The sequence below is a fragment of the Halochromatium glycolicum genome, from assembly GCF_016584085.1.
Taxonomy (GTDB): domain Bacteria; phylum Pseudomonadota; class Gammaproteobacteria; order Chromatiales; family Chromatiaceae; genus Lamprobacter; species Lamprobacter glycolicus.
This window is the reverse complement of record NZ_NRSJ01000051.1, coordinates 1-15,443: the sequence shown is the minus strand read 5'-3', so window position 1 is coordinate 15,443 and position 15,443 is coordinate 1. Positions and strand designations below refer to the sequence as shown.

Genomic DNA, 15,443 nt, shown 5'->3' with positions numbered 1-15,443 from the left:
GGCGAAGACATTATCGCTGGCTTCCAGCTGTCCCAATGCTCGAGCTCGAACCATCTTAGGCGATTGCCGGAAAAGCTCGTACCGAATTGCGCAGGATTGTCGTTTGCCTTCGAGGAGCGTCGCCGGGAGCATAGCCGGGCTATGTGACCGGCGGCGCGACGAAGAAGGCGAGCGAAAAGACCAGCAAGGCGGTATGAGCTTTGACAGAAATCGCCTTAGCTAGCCATGCTCGGCATCAACCTCAAGCTGGCCGATCGACTGCTCAGCCCCTCAGCAACGCAGTCAGAACAGGCCGTCATCGTCGACGATGGTGCGAACTGCAGTAAGCTGGACCGCCCCCCCAGGGAAGACCCCGCCGACCGGATTGGTCACATCCAGGTAAAACACCTCGTCCGGCTCAGCAGCACGATCACCGATGATCTCCACCGGGATTACCGCTTGATCCTCGCCCGGATAGAGATTCAGGGTACCCTCCACGGCCAGGTAGTCTGTACCTGCGGTCGCACTACCATCGCGGGTCGCATAATCGACGCTCAACACCGAGCTCGGCTCCTCGCGTGTCCCGTTAAAGGACAAGAGAGAGTAAGCGTAATGCGTTCCATAATCCCCTTCGACGACCCGTTGCTCGATCTCAGCGGGACGAGTCGGGGCGCCGGGTAGCTGCGCACGGAGGTTTTGGTCGATCCATTCCTGTTGCGCGCTAACGCGCTGCCAACCAGCAAGCTCGCCGAATGTGCTGTTCAGCAAGCCATCGAGGTCGGGGCTCAGGGCAATCGCATCAATATATTAGCCTAATATTAGCCTATACTGTTTGACCACTCTTTCTGCTGACAGGATGGTGGCCGGCTTTTTGTGTCGACTGTTGGGAGCTGTCACCCGTGTACAACCTGAGCGTAGAGCGATCGATCATGAGTCATTTTGCCGCCCTGGAGGACCCGCGCAGTCCGACTCAGCGCCGGCATCTGCTGGGCGAGATGCTGGTGATGGCCATCGCTGCGACCCTCAGCGGCGCCGACGGTTGGGTGGGAGTGGCGACGTTCGCCAAGGCGAAGGAGACCTGGCTGCGCACGTTTCTGACGCTGCCTCATGGCATCCCGTCGCATGATTGCTTCGGGCGCGTGTTTGCGCTGATCGACCCGGAGCAGTTCGCCGCTTGCTTTCGCCAGTGGAGCGCCTCGGTGGCGGCGTTGATTCCCGATGAGATCGTGGCCGTCGATGGCAAGTGCTTGCGCGGCTCGCACGATCGCGGCAAGGGGTTAGCGGCCTTGCACCTGGTCAGTGCCTGGGCGACGACCAACCGGGTGGTGCTCGGGCAGGTTGCCACCGAGGCGAAATCCAATGAGATCACGGCGATCCCGCGGCTGGTGCAGTAGCTGAAGCTGGAAGGCTGTATCGTCACCATCGATGCCATGGGCTGTCAGACCAAGATTGCCGAGCAGATCATCGCGCAGGGCGGCGACTAAGTGCTATCGCTGAAGGGCAACCAGGAAACGCTGGCCGCCGAGGTCGAGGAGGCGTTCATTGATGCCGATGCCAGGGACTATGAAGGTGTCGACTCGGCGTTCCTGGAGACCGTCGAGCGTGGACATGGCCGTCTTGAGACCCGTCGCTACCGCACCCTGGGTGATCTCTCTGGCGTGCCTCGCAGCAAACTGTGGGAGGCGATGAACATGATTGGCATGGTCGAATCGCGCCGCGAAATCGACGGCAAGGTCTCGATCGAAACCCGGTATTTCATCGGCAGTATCGGCACCAGCGCTGCACGCTTTGCCCACGCGGTGCGTGGCCACTGGGGTATCGAAAGCGGATTGCATTGGAATCTCGACATCTCTTTTCGCGAGGATGAGTGCCGCGTTCGCCAGCCGGTGGCGCGTGAGAACCTCGCCGTGCTGCGTCACCTCGCCCTCTCACGGCTGAAGAATGATGACACCAAGGTGGGGGCTGCAGAACAAACGCTTGAAGGCCGCCTGCAACGAGGATTATCTCGCAACACTGCTCTTTGAGTGGCCCAAGAACAAGGAGAACGCAGAAATATCAGGGAAGACTCATATTAGTAAAGCTTGATGCGATTGCCCTGCACTCCACTGGCGGAAGCAGGCGGCAAACTGCTCCGGGTCGATCAGCGCAAATACGCGCCCGAAGGAGTCATGCGAGGGGATGCCATGGGGCAGCGTCAGAAAGGTGCGCAACCACGCCTCCTTCGCCGTGGCGAACGTCGCCACGCCCACCCAGCTATCAGCGCCGCCCAGCATCGCCGCAATGGCGATAACCAGTATCTCGTTGAGCAGATGCCGACGCTGAGTCGGACTGCGCGGGTCCTCCAAGGCGGCAAAATGATGCATGATCGATCGTTCTACACTCAGGTCACCCATGGCTGGCATCCCCTAACCGTCCAAACAAAGGGCGGGGATCATCGAGGATGGAGGATGGAGGATGGAGGATGGAGTGCCTAACAGTATCCGCTAATATTTTGATGCGATTGCCCTGGTCTGCTCGCTGACCCTGAAAAGCCTCGAGCGCCGCATCGATGGCTTGGTCGCGCCCGACGGGCATGCAGGCCCCGCCTATGTGTGCCTATTCCGACGAACGTGACCGCCGATTCCGATCTCAACGTGACCAATTTCCGGTCGGTTTCCGGAATGGCTGGTCACGATGGCGGAATGGCTGGTCACGTTGCGCCGGAATCGGCGGTCACCTTCAAGCGGAATCGGTGGTCACGATGGGTCGGAATACGCACCTATGTGGTCGAGTTTCAGGCCCAGCCCGTGCCCAAGTCCCTCTACAACCTCACCGCCAAGATCGGGCTCTATGGCGAGGAGCACCCCGAGCACGAAGTCCTCGGCATGGCGGTGTTCCTACGCGAGGCGGATATTCCGGAGCGACCGCACTGGGTACACGCCCCAGGCTCGCCGATCTGCTGCATCAGTCTCGACAGCTTCTTGCGCGACTGGCTCGCGCGCGAGCCCGACAATCCCTATGTTGCGGTGTTCGCACCGCTGATCATCGAGACCGATGCCGAGCTGACGCAACGTGCCCCAGTGCTCTGGCAAACGATCCAACAAGCCCCACTCGACGCAGACACCCGCGAGACGTTGTCAGAGGTTTTAGAATTCTGGTTTTTCGAACGCTTCATCGGCAAGACCGCGCAGGAGATCTGGAGCATGCTCAATCTGGTGACACCCATTCAGGAGACGAAGGCCTATCAATCCATCTTTGCGGAGGGTAAGGCTGAGGGTAAGGCTGAGGGCAAGGCCGGTACCCTCTGCCGACTGCTCAGCCGCCGCTTCGGCCCGCCGCCCAGTTGGGCCGAGCATCGCATTGCCGCAGCCTCTGAGGCGCAGCTCGACACTTGGCTGGATGGCATTTTTGATGCCACCGGCGTTGAGGATCTGCTCGGCGCCCAGGGCGAGCGCCATTGAGGGCAGGCGAGCCGGTCGTGCCCTGGTGCAGTGGTCCGAGCGGGTCGGCACGCCCGCGCGCTTGATCGAGTCCTTCATCGGCCAGCGCGAGAGCGATGTCTGGACCGATAACACCTGTCAGCCGGTCACGCAGCCGTGGCCCGAGCGCTTGCTCTGTGATCAGTTACCCGGGGCGACCAACATCCGGCGCGGCGCTGCCGAGGCGCTGGAGCGGTTGGTGGCGCAGCCGGAGGATCTGCGCCGCCGGCAACAGGCCAACGCGCGGGTGAATGCGCTCATCGACTGGGTGACGCATCGCGATCAAGGCAAGGAGTCCTCGATACCTCAGGCAATTTCCGGCGACACATGTCGCGCCAGGTCCATGCTGTCATGAAGGATACGCAGCACCTCGATGAGGCGCGCGCGCTCGTCAACTCGAAAAACGACCTCATGCCGCCCTTTGCGTCCATTGCGCGCGACATGCAGGCTTGCCACATATTTGCCCAATTCCAAAGGCCATCGCACACCCGGGCTTTCAGGCCCCTCGGCTAAGTCTTCAAGCGCATCGTTAATGACATCGGTGTAAATATCGACTTGCAACGGCCCAAACTGTTCGAGCGTCCACTCCAGAATCTCCTCAACATCTTGAGCGGCCTGATCGGTCAGACGCACCGTCCAACTGTTCATCCCTGCTTCGCCAGCACACGCTGACTGATGCTGTTGATGTGCGCACGCAGCGAGGAGACGTCTTGAAAGTCCATGTAGCGCCCCGCCTCGATATCGGCGATGCCGACCGCCACCGCCTCGCGCAAGGCCGCGAGTTTGGCGGCTTGCTCCGCCTCGCGGGTCTGCACCAGGCGCAAGCCCTCACGCAGGACTTCGCTGGCGTTTTGGTACTGGCCGCTGGCGACCATTTGTTCGACGAACTTGGCTTGAAGATCGGTCAGCACGACATTGCGGGTGGGCATGACATGACTCCTTGGATCCAAGACTGGCACATTCTGCCAATCAGTCTTGAACAGTGCAAGCCACCTCGCCTATCCTCAACCGCTTTTTGCCGATCAGAGAAATCCCGATGCCGTGGTGGATACCCCTGCTGGCCTTTGCCAGCGGGTTGGTTGTGGGGTTGCTTAGCGTGCAGCGCTACCGGCGTGACCGCATCGCTTGGGCCAAGCGGCGCTTGCAGCTGAAGGTGCTGTCGCTGGAGCTCAAGAGCCTGCGCCAGAAGGTGGTTTCAGCGGACAAGCGCGCGGGACACTGCTCGCCCGCACATGGCCAATGGTGTCGAGCCGCCCGTCTTGCCGGATCTGACCGACAACCCGGCGGCGAACGGTCCGGCGTTTTTCAAGACACCGCGCAAGCTCGAGCGCAAGCCGTGGCTTGGCCGGCTGCATAGCAGCGACCGCTGGGCGACTTAAGTCCCTGAGCTGAACAACGGGAATCTCGGGTTTCGGTGCCGACAGCCGAGGGTGATCTGTGTCTGGAATTCGGAAATTTGGCCTCGTGCCAAGCCGGAAGCGCGCTTGGTCCGACGATTTCGGGTAGCGAACCGCTGTTCGGCCCGCCGCGATGGCCTACAATGCGCTTGACAACCAGGCTAGAATCTACAACTCGATGGTCAGATGATTTTCTGACCATTACAGCTTCGTCATCCGCACTGAGTGCGCGGATTCGGTTCAGCGCGCTTGATGCTTCAGCCTCTCATGAAGTGCTTTAACCTCCGCTTCGCTCAAGCCTGACGCAGCGGCAATCTGCTCATCCGTCAACAACTTCAAGGCAATCAGGTTCTGCGCCACTTCCTCGCGTCCCTCTCGCCTCGCCTCATTGAGAAACGACACCTCATCGTGCAGTGCGCGCTCACTCACGAAGGCCTGACGACGGGCCTCTTCATCCGCACTGAGCTCGCGGATTCGGTTAATCGCCTGCTGGACCGGTTCATGGGCCACAGTCGCCATCGTCAGCTCCTCTTGCCAGTGTTTGAAGAAGGTCACCCAAGCCCGCAGCGGGCGGGGCGTCCGATCAAGACCACCACCGCTGTCAGGCGCTGATCGGTCCCCCAGACACGCTTGATACTCCCTGAGCCCGGGTCTAAGGCGATTGCCGGAAAAGCTCGTACCGAATTGCGCAGGATTGTCGTTTGCCTTCGAGGAGCGTCGCCGGGAGCATAGCCGGGCTATGTGACCGGCGGCGCGACGAAGAAGGCGAGCGAAAAGACCAGCAAGGCTGGTATGAGCTTTGACAGAAATCGCCTAAGAGCAAGCCTGCTGCGCGAACGAGACCCCCGCACCGTCCCCGATGACGCCGTGATCGAGCCCCTGCGGACTGCGATCGGCCCGCAAGGGCGAAGGAAAAAAGGGATCGATGGACGCCGCGAAGCCCTAAGGCCGAGGCGGCAACAATAACTGCGCCGCCTCCGGTCATCCACCAGCATCAGCCAGCAAGCGGTCCGGAAATGACGTCGCCATCAAAGACGGCGGGTGTGGTCAGGCGAGCAAATCCATTCGCACCCGTATGACCGACAATGTTGATCTGCACCACATGTGCCGAGGCGAGGATGACTTGACGCCCAGAAACACGTTCACGAATCTTCACCACCGCCGACTTCAACTCAGGGGCAAGGGCAAGGGCAAGGGCAAGTGAGGCGGCCGGGCTGACGATTGCCGACCTCGACTTGGCTCAACCCTCAGCCCGGTTGCTCGGCAAAGGCAACAAGATCCGCTTTTGCCCGCTTTGGTCGACGACCGTGCAGATGCTCGCGCCCTTGGTGGCGGAACGCGCGCCGACCGAGGCAGTATTCCTTAACCGATGTGGCCGACCGATCACGCGCTTTGGTATCCACGCGCTGGTGGAGCGTTGCGCCCAAAAAGCAGCAGCCGAGAGCTCCCTTCGCTGGCGAGCAAGCGCGTCAGTCCGCACTCGATTCGCCATACCACCGCCGTCTTTCTCCTGCGTGCCGGCGTGGATATCAACACGATCCGGGCTTGGCTCGGGCATGCCTCGATCAACACCACGCATGTCTATGCCGAGTTCGACTTGGAGATGAAGGCTAAGGCGTTAGCAAAATGCGCCCTCACTGGCGATACCAGACCTGGGAAACACTGGGCTGACGACGCCTCCTTGATGGGATTTCTCCAATCGCTGTAGGATTCGTTTATGTGGCGCCCGGGCTGGCCGTAGATCAGTATCTACGGCCTCTGCGCGACGGGACGCCACATAACAGGCAACGCCACATTACGCATCTCATGTGGCGCGCCACATAATGTACGGGAGAACCGTATGCACGGTTTGATGAGGGAGGGCTGGAATCTCGTGACGATGATTCGGCTAGTGAGGCACCGCCAGACGAAAGGGGCGGGAACAGATAGGCCGTGTCTAAGGCTGCGTGATGCCTGCTCTCTACTCTACCCAGAATTGCCAGAATTGGCCCCGGAGGCGCGAACCCCGGGGCTGGAAGCGTGGAACCTACGATCACCCGGTACCAAACAGCTATCGGCAATTTAACCAGTTCTCTGTGCGCAGGTCAGGGACGCGATTGAACTCTTCCTGATTATCCGTGACCACAATCACGCCTAGCGCAGAGCCTTGCGCAGCAATCCAGAGGTCATTCGCGCCGATGGGGGTGCCGCAGCGCTCGAGATGGGCGCGAATTTCGCCATAGCGCCGGCTAACCCGGTCATCGATGGGCGCCAGCTCCAACGTCTCCACTAACTCAGCGAGACGGGCCGCGTTCTTCTCCCGATAAGCGCTCTTTTCGACCCCGAACTCAAGCTCGCCCAGGACGACAGGAGAGAGCAGGATATCGGCCAACAGCATTTGCTGCAGCCGGCGTTTGACCGTGGCGACCTCCTTCATCGCTGCAATCATGATGTTGGTGTCGAGTAGGTAGCGCACCCCGGTGTCCTACAGCGTCGCGACCGGTTCCGGTGGCCGCTCATCCGGCACCACCAGATCAATCTCCTCAGGATGGTCCCAGAACGGTTGAAAGACATCGGCCGCCATGGTCGGACTATCGGGCACCAGTCGGGCGATGACCCGCCCACGGCGCGTGATGGCGACAGTCTCACCCGCTTCAACGGCGGCTAGCAGCCCGGAAAACGCCGCTTTTGCTTCAGTGACCTGCACATGTCGCATGAGAAAACCTCCATAAAAAGACCATGTGGTCAGAATACCCTCGGCCCAGGTTGGATACAAGGTATGCTCCGGTAACGACTTCAGCTTACAGTCACCTCAGCCCCGGCAAACGCTTCTCCCATCCGCAGCCTTACACCACACTCAACGCCCTCAACATCGGCAGCTGCTGCTGGGCGAGGGTCTCGGCCTGCTGGATCAGCTGCGCCAGATTCTCCTCCGCCGATTCGATGGGCTTGCCCTCCTTGAGCAAGCGCTGGCCTTGGCTTTGCAGCAGCTGCCAGGTCTGCGCGGCCCAGTCGCCGGGCCGCCTCAGTGGAAAATGGTCTCAGGGGTCTCAGCCGTGAGGATGCGACCCAACCAGGTGTCCAGTTGCTCGAGTTCGGCGGTTTCAATGCGCTCGCGATGCACTTGTGCCGCTTCGGGGCCGAATTTCTGATCGAGCAGCCGCAGTAGTGTCCTGGCTTCGCCCTGCTTCACGCCCTGCTTCATGCCCTTCTCGATCCCTGCCTGTTCAACGGTCGTCACATACGGCATACGCTGCTGCTCCTCGTAGGTATAGAGTTGCTGACGGAAGTCCGCTTCCAGCGCCTCGGGTAAGCGGATCATCCAGTCGATGAGTCGAAAGAGCTCCAGGATCAAGGCGCGCTCATAGCCACGTTCGTACATCAAGCGGATCAGGTGGAATTTCCAGCCTTTGAGCTGCTTGGCGTCCTGGGTGAGCTTGGCGCGGATCTAGGCCATGACCACCAGGGCGAAGAGGTTGTCGCTGGCTTCCAGTTCGGCCCAACGCTCGGGCTTGTCGTAGTCGAGCAGTTTGACCATCTCAGCAAGGCATGCAAGAGCCCCCCGAGGCGCGAACCCCGGGGGCTGGAAGTGTGAAACCTCGTTAAGCCAAATCAGTCAGGGGCTGGGCGTCCTTGCCTGGGTGGCTCGAACGCAAATGCAACAAGGCGAGAACTGACGCCCAACACGCCCGGTGAGACAGGTCAATGAGAGCAGTTACCTATACTGTCCCCGGAACTCGAGGCTTTGACCATTACAATCCACTCAAGCCATGCTGATGCCCTGTGGCATCAGCATACGTCCGTGTCTGCAGAGGCAACAGCGCCTGGCGCAGCGGTGCGGTCGCATCACTTAGGCCCCACCGCTTGCTAGGGGAATAGCGCCCTTGGGTTGGCGTGTCGTCATGCCCTAGAAGTTGCCGGTGGAATTGCCGGGTGAGTTCTTGCAAGTGTCGTGCAGTATCACGGCGACACACCGGATACTGACTCAGCAGCTCGAGCACACAAAGTGTCCGCTGGAACCCATCGCGAGGCATCAGGTCGCGCAGCCGCTCCAGTTCCACCCGCGTCGGGCGATACCCGTGATACCAGACCGCTTCTGCGAGCTGCTTCACCTCATCGACAGAGCGCTCAAGAGGGCGCGCGCCGACCTGATACAACTGTTGATGTGTATCGGAAACCGTCATCACCGATCCTCGCTGCGGTCATAGCTGTCGAGTACAACGTTCAAATTGCCTAGGAGACGGGCGTGATCGCCAACAGCATAGCTGATCGCTTCTCGCGTTAATCGTTCAAACTCGGCGATATCAACCTCAGGAAGCTGCAACAGCGCCTGGATATCCTGCTGATCGCGATCACCAAATCGACCAGGCTTTGTGATGGCCACATCGAGCGCACTTGCAACATAGACCTCGACGTTGCGGACGCCGCTTTGCGTCATCAGCCGGATGACGCGACTTTCGTAGTCTTCGTTGAGCGGAGCAAGCGTCGTGTTGAAGCTGGGGTCCAACTCCAGCATCTGCGTCACGCCTTCTTCGTTCGTGAAGGCATAGGCGTCCTCACCAAGAAGCGCAACGATTTCGGCCGGATCAGCGTAACCGTGGGATGCCATCTCAACATCCACATCCGCACTCCCTCGCGCCTGTGTATGGACGTGGACTGCGCAGCCACCGAAAACGATAACTTGGAAAACGCCCTTCTCGCCACTGGCGTACACCGGCTCAAGCACATCAAAAAATGCCACGAGCGCACGCCCTAACGCGGTATCGGGCTCGATGGTGGGAGACTCGCCCGGGTCTATAGGCATTTCGGCGAGGTGTTTAGGGCAACGTGGAAGCGGCACCCTTGGGTCCAATCGATCTCGGCGTGGATGGCTGGGAACAGGAGCGCCAGGAACTCGGGGAAGTAATGCTCCAGCGCCTCCTTCCACGGGCTGTCGTGGTCGCTTTTGGGCGAAGCGGATGGAGAGTTGGTGGTTTTGCTGGTCATCGGGCGAGTGTAGCGCAGGCGAGTGAGTACCCGCAGACACCCGCTCAGCAAGGCACGCAAGAGCCCTTGAGGCGCGGACCTCGAAGATGGATGGGGAAATCTGCGATGGGCCGGACCAGCGAGCGCAATTCAATAAACTGTCACCGGAACTCACCACGTCACCGGAACTCACTCCCTGTACCGAGAGCCCCTTCGCCCGAGGGTCGATGTGACCACCACTCGGCACGGGACTGTCACCCGTGTCGCCAGGCACTACCCCGGCTTTCTCGCTCCTACGGGCTCATGCGCCCGACCTCAATCCTCTCACGGCCTCGGTTCTACCCTTGTACCCTGAGTCTTTGCAGGTTGCTGCGTGCCCCTGCTGCAAGGAGGCCGTTCCCGGCGTCATCTCCGCGAATCTTTCCCCAGGTGCCTGGACCCTTACCCCGGTCGCCCCTCTGGTGCACGTGCTCGTTTCTTCCCACAGGGCATCGGCCTTCCCCTTTCCTAACGGGGCCGGAACCGCACAAAATCCCGCACAACGACTTCCGTACGGGGCTTGGTTTTCGAGGCTGCAGTCATTCACTCATGTTCAGGCCCCAGGTTTGCTCGCCACCCCGGTCGTTCCCACCGCCGGGCTGGCCTCTCGACCCGCCCAGGGCAGCCGTGACTTTTACGTCCACGCAGAACTCGGTTCGTTACCTCCCCGAGCAGTGGATATGCTAACCGTCCGAATCGAGCAATTGACGGTAGAGGGACTTTCACCCTCCAAGATTCGCGGCCTTGCCGGCGGCTCCTAGGAAATCCAAGCCGCCCTAAGGGTCTGACCCGGCGCTGAGGCAGGTCGATAGTGGAGCTCTGGATGCAAGGTCAAGAACCGGAAACAGGGCGGAGCGACCTCTGGCGACGCTCGTGGCAGGCTGAAACGGCGCGCTTGAGCGGGCTCGGGGTCATGCCGGAGGGGCCAAGACGAAGGCGCTCGGCACCGCCTCCCGCATGAGACGGCGGCCACCAGGAGACGCGCTGATCAAACTCGAAGTCGGGCGCGGGCTGCTGGGGGAGGTCTCAGTCCGGCATCGGCTCGGGAGCATCGTCCCAGGCGGGTGGGTGAGCTGCGCTGAAGCAGCAAACGACCAAACCCGGATGGTTTGGGCTGGTACCCAAGCGGAGCAGGCCAATCTCAACCAAGGGCGCAGCGCAGGGGCGCGCGGGTGTGATCGTGGGCGGGCGGGGATGACGGATACGCTGACGAACGCGGAGACCGGGCAGGAGATGCGCAAGCGGTCGGTGTTTCGCGTGATCGACCAAGACCGGCGCACGATGGCGTCGTGGTTCGCCTCGCCGGGGGCGATGAGTTCAAGACGATGGAGATCGAGTTCCAGCGGGCGTAACGCGGTTTAGAGGACGACGCCCCGGCGCTTCCATGCCTTGCGCGCGGTCGGCGCGATCTTCCCGCCCTTGAACATGGTGGTGGCACTGAAGGCGCCGTTGGCGTGCCCGCGGACGACGAGGGTGACGCCGTTGGCCCCGAGGAAGATCCACTTGCGGTTAACGGGGTCTTCGAGGGCGACGGCGTTAAGGCCGCCGGGGCTGAGGGCTTCGCCGATGCCTCTTTGAACACCCTGGGTGGTGCGGTAGACCTCGTCCTCGGCGGAAAGTCCGGAGCTCGGGGGGCCCGTGAGGCTGCGCGCATCCTTGAGGTGGCCGGCGAGGAGGTGGATGAGGCCGAAGGCGTGGTTGCCGAGCGGCATGACGACATCGAAGCGCTGGGGCATCTTCGGGGCGTCGCTGAGGACGGCGCCGGGCGGAAGTTTCTTCGGGTCGAGGCTCGCCCAGGCCAGTGGCGATCCAAGCACGCCGAAGGCGGGCTTGATGAGCCAGTCCGCGGGCGGGCCCTGCCGGGTCAGCAGCGAGTTGTGGAAGGCGACGGTGCGGTTGTTCGAACTGCCGACCCTGTAGTCGACCTGCACGACGGCCTTCGCGGTGTTTTCGCTGACCGAGTAGTCGACCATGGCGCCGTGGTTCGCGCCGGAGCCGCTGTAAAGAACCTTCGGGACGTCGGTCATGGCGGCGGCCTGGGCCTGCCATTGCGCCGTGCGGGTCCCCGGCGGGGGCGGCGGGGGCAGGACGGGCGCTACGCCGTCGCCGATGAACTCCATCTTGAACTGCTTGCAGCCGCTGCATTGCGGATGGGGCACGATCCCCGCCGGCGGGGTCTCGACGACCATTTGTTGTCCGCAGGCACGACACTGGAAGTATTGATACGGGGCCATGGTGCAATCCTGGTGGCGTCGTGATCGATGGTCTCGCGTACGTCCGTATCACGCGTGCCGATGCGCGGGATCTCCCACAGCGCGGATGTCTGGTGCACGCAAAAAAGGCCAGGAAAGCCAACCGCGTTTGGTGAAGTATCGGTCGGTGCCTGCAGGGCGTCAAGACCCGGCGTCACGGAAGAGATCGGCTCCAGGGGACGAAATCTGGCTCCATAGGGTGAAATCTGTCATCGAACCGAGGTTTGAGGGGAGGAAGAATGCCGAATGCCGTTCACGCAGAAAAATCCCGCACGGCTGCCGTCAACGGTGCAACCTGTACCCCGCAAGGCTGCCAGTCAGCACAGTTGGTTGAGCAAATCGGCCAACCGGGACTACTTCCGCGGCCCAGCAAACATGCAGTGGATACGCTTCCGCCGTGCCGCCCATCCCGGTTACTGGCAGCGGGACCGCCCGCAAGCCGGGATTGCGTTACAAGACGACTTATTCGCGCAACCCATTGAATCTGAGGAGGTAGGGGACGACGTGCCACCGCTGTGGCGACTGGATCACCACGCGCAATGGCTGGAGTGAATGGAAGACGATGCGCCATTTAGATCTATTGGGTAAGCCGGTTTACCTTCGGTTTCGCCTCCCGCGCGATCGCTGCGACTGTGACGAGGGGCCGACCACGACGCAGCAAGTCCCCTGGTTCAACCGTCGCAGTCGCATGAGCAAGGCGTACGAGGAGCACCTGCTGCGCGCCTGTATCAATAGCACGTTGAGTGATGTTGCGCACAAGGAAGGGGTCTCGATCGAGACCCTCCAAGGCCTGCTCGATCGTCACATCGCCACGACTCCCGACTGGGAAGCGTTGCCGTCGCTTGAGGTCATCGGCATCGATGAGATTGCCCTGAAGAAAGGCCACCATGACTTTGTCGCCATCGTTACCGGGCAGAGCGGTGATCGGACCCACATCCTCGGCGTGCTCAAGGACCGCAAGAAGGCCACCGTGGTCGAGTTTTTATCTTGTATCCCCAAGCGCTTACGGCGAACGGTGCGGGTGCTGTGCAGTGATCTCTACGAGGGGTTCATCGGTGCGGCGAAGGCGGTCTTTGGGCGCCGTGTGCGCGTGGTCGCCGATCGTTTCCATGTCGCCAAACGCTACCGCGAGGCCGTCGACAGGTTGCGCAAGCAGGAGCTCAAACGGCTCAAGCGCACCCTCTCCGCAACCCAGTATCAACGCCTGAAAGGCGCGATGTGGGCGTTGCGCAAACAGCCACAGGACTTGAGCATGGACGGAAGATCAAGGGGTTACACTGTGCCTCCGTTTGTAACGATCAGCCGACTCCTGTCACGTCTGACCGCTCAACAACCTGTTTTTGTTGAGCATTCATGTCACGGGAAATCCAAAAGAGCCGGAGGCATTCCCGGGCCGCACCCGCACTGATCTGTCTGACCCTGAGAACCCGGTGCTGGAAATCGGGAACTGGCGTCTTCCGGCGAACAAGGATGAAATGCTATCCCCGCAACAACGCATCTGCCAGTTCGAAGGGCTGACGGTCTATGCGCCCGAAGCCAACAATGGCTTCGGGCGCTGGTTCATTCCTCGAGCAGCCATCGAGATCGGCACCAACCCGAGCCTTCAGGCTCGCGCATGCCGTTGATGCAGACTCGCGGTATCGCGAAGCTGGCGAACACAGCGCACAACCAAGAGCCGCTCCATCGGCGATGATGCGAGCGGCGATGAGCGCGCGCAGCATGTGCTGCCGCGCTCCCATCTTGGGGCCGCGCACCTGAACCGCCAGTGGGATGGTGTCTACCGCGAGCTCGCGCAGTCCTGCGCGAAAAGACGCCCCTCCCCGCTGGCGCGAGCCAGGCGATTCTTGGCTCGGTTTCGCGTTGACCCGCCTTCTGGCCCTCGCTAGCCTGTCGTGCTGACGCCGCTTTGGGCTCGCATTGGGGTTAAAATTGGCGCTTGCAATCCGTAACCTTCTAGCCGCTCGGCCTCGTTGAGGGCGCTTGCCGACGCAACGACGGCGATCCGAACAGCCACCCCAGTCTCGGTCAACACTCATGCGCGCTATCAAGCTGTTTAATCAGCAATGCATGCTGGTCGACGACGTGGACAGCCTGGGCCTGACCGTCAACGGACTGTTCGAGCCGGCGGAGACTCGGTCGCTGCTTGGGCTGGCCCGCCCCGGTGATCGGATACTGGACGTCGGCGCCAATATCGGCTACTACAGCGTGCTGTTGGCCGAACGGGTCGGGGCCGGTGATCAGGTCATCGCCGTCGAGCCGAGGGGATCGCCGAGATCGAAGGGCTGAAGCTCGACTGACGTAGCCGAACTTCAGCTTGAGCTCGCTGATCTGCGGATGAGCGACTTACCCGGTCCACCTATGCGTTGCTCGGCTAATTTCAGTTCAGTGGCCGGTAGGTTGCGCCGCCTTTTGCTAGAGTGTTACGAGGCTTGTAACCAACGAAGCTGCCGCCCCGAAGCTGCCACCTATGAGCGCCGCGCTTGACCTCTACGCCAAGCTGACAGAGACCACCGATGAGAAGGAGCGCGCGCGCCTGATCGCCCAGGCCGTCGAGGCCCTCGATGCGCGCTTCCCGCAGATTAGTGAGCTCGCCACCCAAAGTCATGTGCGCGAGAGCGAACTGCGCTTGCAGAAGGAAATTAGGGAAGTCGAGGCTCGCCTTCAGGAGCAGATCAGGGAGGGTGATGCCCGCTTGCAGGAGCAGATGAAAGGCCTGGAGCTGCAGATTAAAGAGGTCGACGCCAGCCTGCAGGAGCAGATCAGGGCAGGCGACACCCGCTTGCAGGAGCAGATTAGGGAGGGTGATGCCCGCTTGCAGGAGCAGATCAGGGAGGGTGATGCCCGCCTACAGGAGCAGATCAAGTCCGTGGAGCTGCAGATCAAACAGGTCGAGGTCAACCTGCATCAGGCCATCGCCAGCCAGACCCGCTGGATGATCGGCGGACTGGCCGTGCTCGGCATCATCCTCAAGCTTGCTGATCTCCTGATCAGCTCCTGATCGAACCAATGCCCGGTCCTGGCCGGCCTCCCGGGGCTCAGACCGGCGCGTTGCGCAGGCAGAGGAAAGGCGTTCTTGCCCCTCTTCCAGGCTTTGCCTGGCGCAATAAGGAACTGTCCATCAACGTCTTCCCGATTTGAGGGCCACTGTTGGACGATCATCGGGAAGTAGAAGATGGACAGCCACTAAGTAAACTGTCACCTGAATTGCTGAACCTGACCCCTTTGATTACCGACCCCTTTGATTTACTTCTCCGAGCGCGGCGGGTGCTGGCGCATGGCGGCAACCTCCGCCGCCGGCAGCTGGGTGATCGCGGCGATGGTCGCATCGTCCAGCCTGGTCTGCGCCAGCAATGCGCGGGCGGTCTCGCGGCGGC

22 protein-coding genes and 2 pseudogenes are annotated in these 15,443 nt (G+C 61.4%); 11 read left to right on the top strand and 13 right to left on the bottom strand.

The features are described from left to right. Nucleotides 1-282: 282 nt before the first annotated feature. Complete coding sequence (locus CKO40_RS20225; RefSeq protein ID WP_242477209.1) at nucleotides 283-747, bottom strand: Calx-beta domain-containing protein; 465 nt, start codon at nucleotides 745-747, stop codon at nucleotides 283-285. Nucleotides 748-908: 161 nt separating this feature from the next. Here CKO40_RS20225 and CKO40_RS20220 point away from each other — a divergent pair. Then, a pseudogene (locus CKO40_RS20220) lies at nucleotides 909-2,003 on the top strand (ISAs1 family transposase). Nucleotides 2,004-2,045: 42 nt separating this feature from the next. On the opposite strand, the gene CKO40_RS20215 reads toward CKO40_RS20220, so the two are convergent. Next, the gene (locus CKO40_RS20215) at nucleotides 2,046-2,372 is read right to left on the bottom strand and encodes an ISAs1 family transposase (RefSeq protein WP_420827402.1); all 327 of its coding nucleotides are present in this window, start codon (nucleotides 2,370-2,372) and stop codon (nucleotides 2,046-2,048) included. A gap of 288 nt (nucleotides 2,373-2,660) precedes the next feature. Between CKO40_RS20215 and CKO40_RS20210 the strand changes: the two genes are divergently transcribed. Further along, nucleotides 2,661-3,419, top strand: coding sequence for a DUF2887 domain-containing protein (locus tag CKO40_RS20210; protein WP_242477208.1), 759 nt, complete (start codon nucleotides 2,661-2,663; stop codon nucleotides 3,417-3,419). A gap of 25 nt (nucleotides 3,420-3,444) precedes the next feature. Beyond that, nucleotides 3,445-3,792 carry a hypothetical protein gene (locus CKO40_RS20205; RefSeq protein WP_200348256.1) on the top strand — a complete coding sequence of 116 codons (348 nt, stop codon included), beginning with the start codon at nucleotides 3,445-3,447 and terminating at the stop codon, nucleotides 3,790-3,792. On the opposite strand, the gene CKO40_RS20200 is transcribed toward CKO40_RS20205, so the two are convergent. Together CKO40_RS20200 and CKO40_RS20195 are read right to left on the bottom strand one after the other, a co-directional pair. Next, a complete protein-coding gene (locus tag CKO40_RS20200) occupies nucleotides 3,744-4,085 on the bottom strand; it encodes a type II toxin-antitoxin system RelE/ParE family toxin (RefSeq protein ID WP_200348255.1) in 342 nt (113 codons plus the stop codon). The two genes, CKO40_RS20205 and CKO40_RS20200, sit on opposite strands and share 49 nt — an antisense overlap. Further along, on the bottom strand, nucleotides 4,082-4,366 hold the full coding sequence (locus CKO40_RS20195) for a type II toxin-antitoxin system ParD family antitoxin (protein WP_200348254.1): 285 nt from the start codon (nucleotides 4,364-4,366) through the stop codon (nucleotides 4,082-4,084). The genes CKO40_RS20200 and CKO40_RS20195 overlap by 4 nt, the downstream gene beginning before the upstream one ends. Before the next feature lie 53 nt (nucleotides 4,367-4,419). Between CKO40_RS20195 and CKO40_RS24595 the strand changes: the two genes are divergently transcribed. After that, nucleotides 4,420-4,794 carry a hypothetical protein gene (locus CKO40_RS24595; protein WP_242477207.1) on the top strand — a complete coding sequence of 125 codons (375 nt, stop codon included), beginning with the start codon at nucleotides 4,420-4,422 and terminating at the stop codon, nucleotides 4,792-4,794. A gap of 280 nt (nucleotides 4,795-5,074) precedes the next feature. On the opposite strand, the gene CKO40_RS20185 is transcribed toward CKO40_RS24595, so the two are convergent. Together CKO40_RS20185 and CKO40_RS20180 are read right to left on the bottom strand one after the other, a co-directional pair. Beyond that, nucleotides 5,075-5,353 (bottom strand): hypothetical protein, encoded by a 279-nt coding sequence (locus CKO40_RS20185; RefSeq protein ID WP_420827401.1) that lies wholly within the window; start codon nucleotides 5,351-5,353, stop codon nucleotides 5,075-5,077. A gap of 475 nt (nucleotides 5,354-5,828) precedes the next feature. Continuing rightward, complete coding sequence (locus CKO40_RS20180; RefSeq protein WP_200348253.1) at nucleotides 5,829-5,990, bottom strand: hypothetical protein; 162 nt, start codon at nucleotides 5,988-5,990, stop codon at nucleotides 5,829-5,831. A 79-nt stretch (nucleotides 5,991-6,069) separates the two neighbouring features. Here CKO40_RS20180 and CKO40_RS25470 point away from each other — a divergent pair. Both CKO40_RS25470 and CKO40_RS20170 read left to right on the top strand, forming a co-directional pair. Beyond that, a pseudogene (locus tag CKO40_RS25470) lies at nucleotides 6,070-6,216 on the top strand (hypothetical protein); the annotation flags it as partial. After that, nucleotides 6,204-6,542 (top strand): tyrosine-type recombinase/integrase, encoded by a 339-nt coding sequence (locus CKO40_RS20170; RefSeq protein ID WP_200348252.1) that lies wholly within the window; start codon nucleotides 6,204-6,206, stop codon nucleotides 6,540-6,542. The pseudogene CKO40_RS25470 and the gene CKO40_RS20170, both read left to right, overlap by 13 nt. A gap of 342 nt (nucleotides 6,543-6,884) precedes the next feature. On the opposite strand, the gene CKO40_RS20165 is transcribed toward CKO40_RS20170, so the two are convergent. The 7 genes from CKO40_RS20165 to CKO40_RS20135 form a co-directional block, all read right to left on the bottom strand. Then, the gene (locus tag CKO40_RS20165) at nucleotides 6,885-7,289 is read right to left on the bottom strand and encodes a PIN domain-containing protein (RefSeq protein ID WP_200348251.1); all 405 of its coding nucleotides are present in this window, start codon (nucleotides 7,287-7,289) and stop codon (nucleotides 6,885-6,887) included. 9 nt (nucleotides 7,290-7,298) lie between these two features. Next, nucleotides 7,299-7,589 carry a type II toxin-antitoxin system Phd/YefM family antitoxin gene (locus tag CKO40_RS20160; protein WP_242477206.1) on the bottom strand — a complete coding sequence of 97 codons (291 nt, stop codon included), beginning with the start codon at nucleotides 7,587-7,589 and terminating at the stop codon, nucleotides 7,299-7,301. A 249-nt stretch (nucleotides 7,590-7,838) separates the two neighbouring features. After that, complete coding sequence (locus CKO40_RS20155; RefSeq protein WP_338074233.1) at nucleotides 7,839-8,195, bottom strand: RpnC/YadD family protein; 357 nt, start codon at nucleotides 8,193-8,195, stop codon at nucleotides 7,839-7,841. 370 nt (nucleotides 8,196-8,565) lie between these two features. Then, the gene (locus CKO40_RS20150) at nucleotides 8,566-8,997 is read right to left on the bottom strand and encodes a hypothetical protein (RefSeq protein ID WP_200348250.1); all 432 of its coding nucleotides are present in this window, start codon (nucleotides 8,995-8,997) and stop codon (nucleotides 8,566-8,568) included. Further along, nucleotides 8,997-9,554 (bottom strand): DUF6036 family nucleotidyltransferase, encoded by a 558-nt coding sequence (locus CKO40_RS20145; protein ID WP_200348249.1) that lies wholly within the window; start codon nucleotides 9,552-9,554, stop codon nucleotides 8,997-8,999. The genes CKO40_RS20150 and CKO40_RS20145 overlap by 1 nt, the downstream gene beginning before the upstream one ends. A 53-nt stretch (nucleotides 9,555-9,607) precedes the next feature. Beyond that, nucleotides 9,608-9,799 carry a hypothetical protein gene (locus tag CKO40_RS20140; RefSeq protein ID WP_200348278.1) on the bottom strand — a complete coding sequence of 64 codons (192 nt, stop codon included), beginning with the start codon at nucleotides 9,797-9,799 and terminating at the stop codon, nucleotides 9,608-9,610. Between the two features lie 1,376 nt (nucleotides 9,800-11,175). After that, nucleotides 11,176-12,051, bottom strand: coding sequence for a hypothetical protein (locus CKO40_RS20135; protein WP_200348248.1), 876 nt, complete (start codon nucleotides 12,049-12,051; stop codon nucleotides 11,176-11,178). Between the two features lie 264 nt (nucleotides 12,052-12,315). Here CKO40_RS20135 and CKO40_RS20130 point away from each other — a divergent pair, with 264 nt between their 5' ends. The 5 genes from CKO40_RS20130 to CKO40_RS20105 all read left to right on the top strand — a co-directional run bounded on the left by CKO40_RS20130 (nucleotide 12,316) and on the right by CKO40_RS20105 (nucleotide 15,067). Then, nucleotides 12,316-12,621, top strand: a complete 306-nt coding sequence (locus CKO40_RS20130) for a hypothetical protein (protein ID WP_200348247.1) — start codon at nucleotides 12,316-12,318, stop codon at nucleotides 12,619-12,621. 10 nt (nucleotides 12,622-12,631) lie between these two features. Beyond that, the gene (locus CKO40_RS20120) at nucleotides 12,632-13,477 is read left to right on the top strand and encodes a transposase (RefSeq protein ID WP_276570840.1); all 846 of its coding nucleotides are present in this window, start codon (nucleotides 12,632-12,634) and stop codon (nucleotides 13,475-13,477) included. A 22-nt stretch (nucleotides 13,478-13,499) separates the two neighbouring features. Beyond that, nucleotides 13,500-13,694, top strand: a complete 195-nt coding sequence (locus CKO40_RS20115; protein WP_200348246.1) for a hypothetical protein — start codon at nucleotides 13,500-13,502, stop codon at nucleotides 13,692-13,694. Between the two features lie 409 nt (nucleotides 13,695-14,103). Beyond that, on the top strand, nucleotides 14,104-14,355 hold the full coding sequence (locus tag CKO40_RS20110) for a class I SAM-dependent methyltransferase (protein WP_200348245.1): 252 nt from the start codon (nucleotides 14,104-14,106) through the stop codon (nucleotides 14,353-14,355). A gap of 181 nt (nucleotides 14,356-14,536) precedes the next feature. Continuing rightward, nucleotides 14,537-15,067 (top strand): hypothetical protein, encoded by a 531-nt coding sequence (locus tag CKO40_RS20105; protein ID WP_200348244.1) that lies wholly within the window; start codon nucleotides 14,537-14,539, stop codon nucleotides 15,065-15,067. Nucleotides 15,068-15,443: the final 376 nt, after the last annotated feature.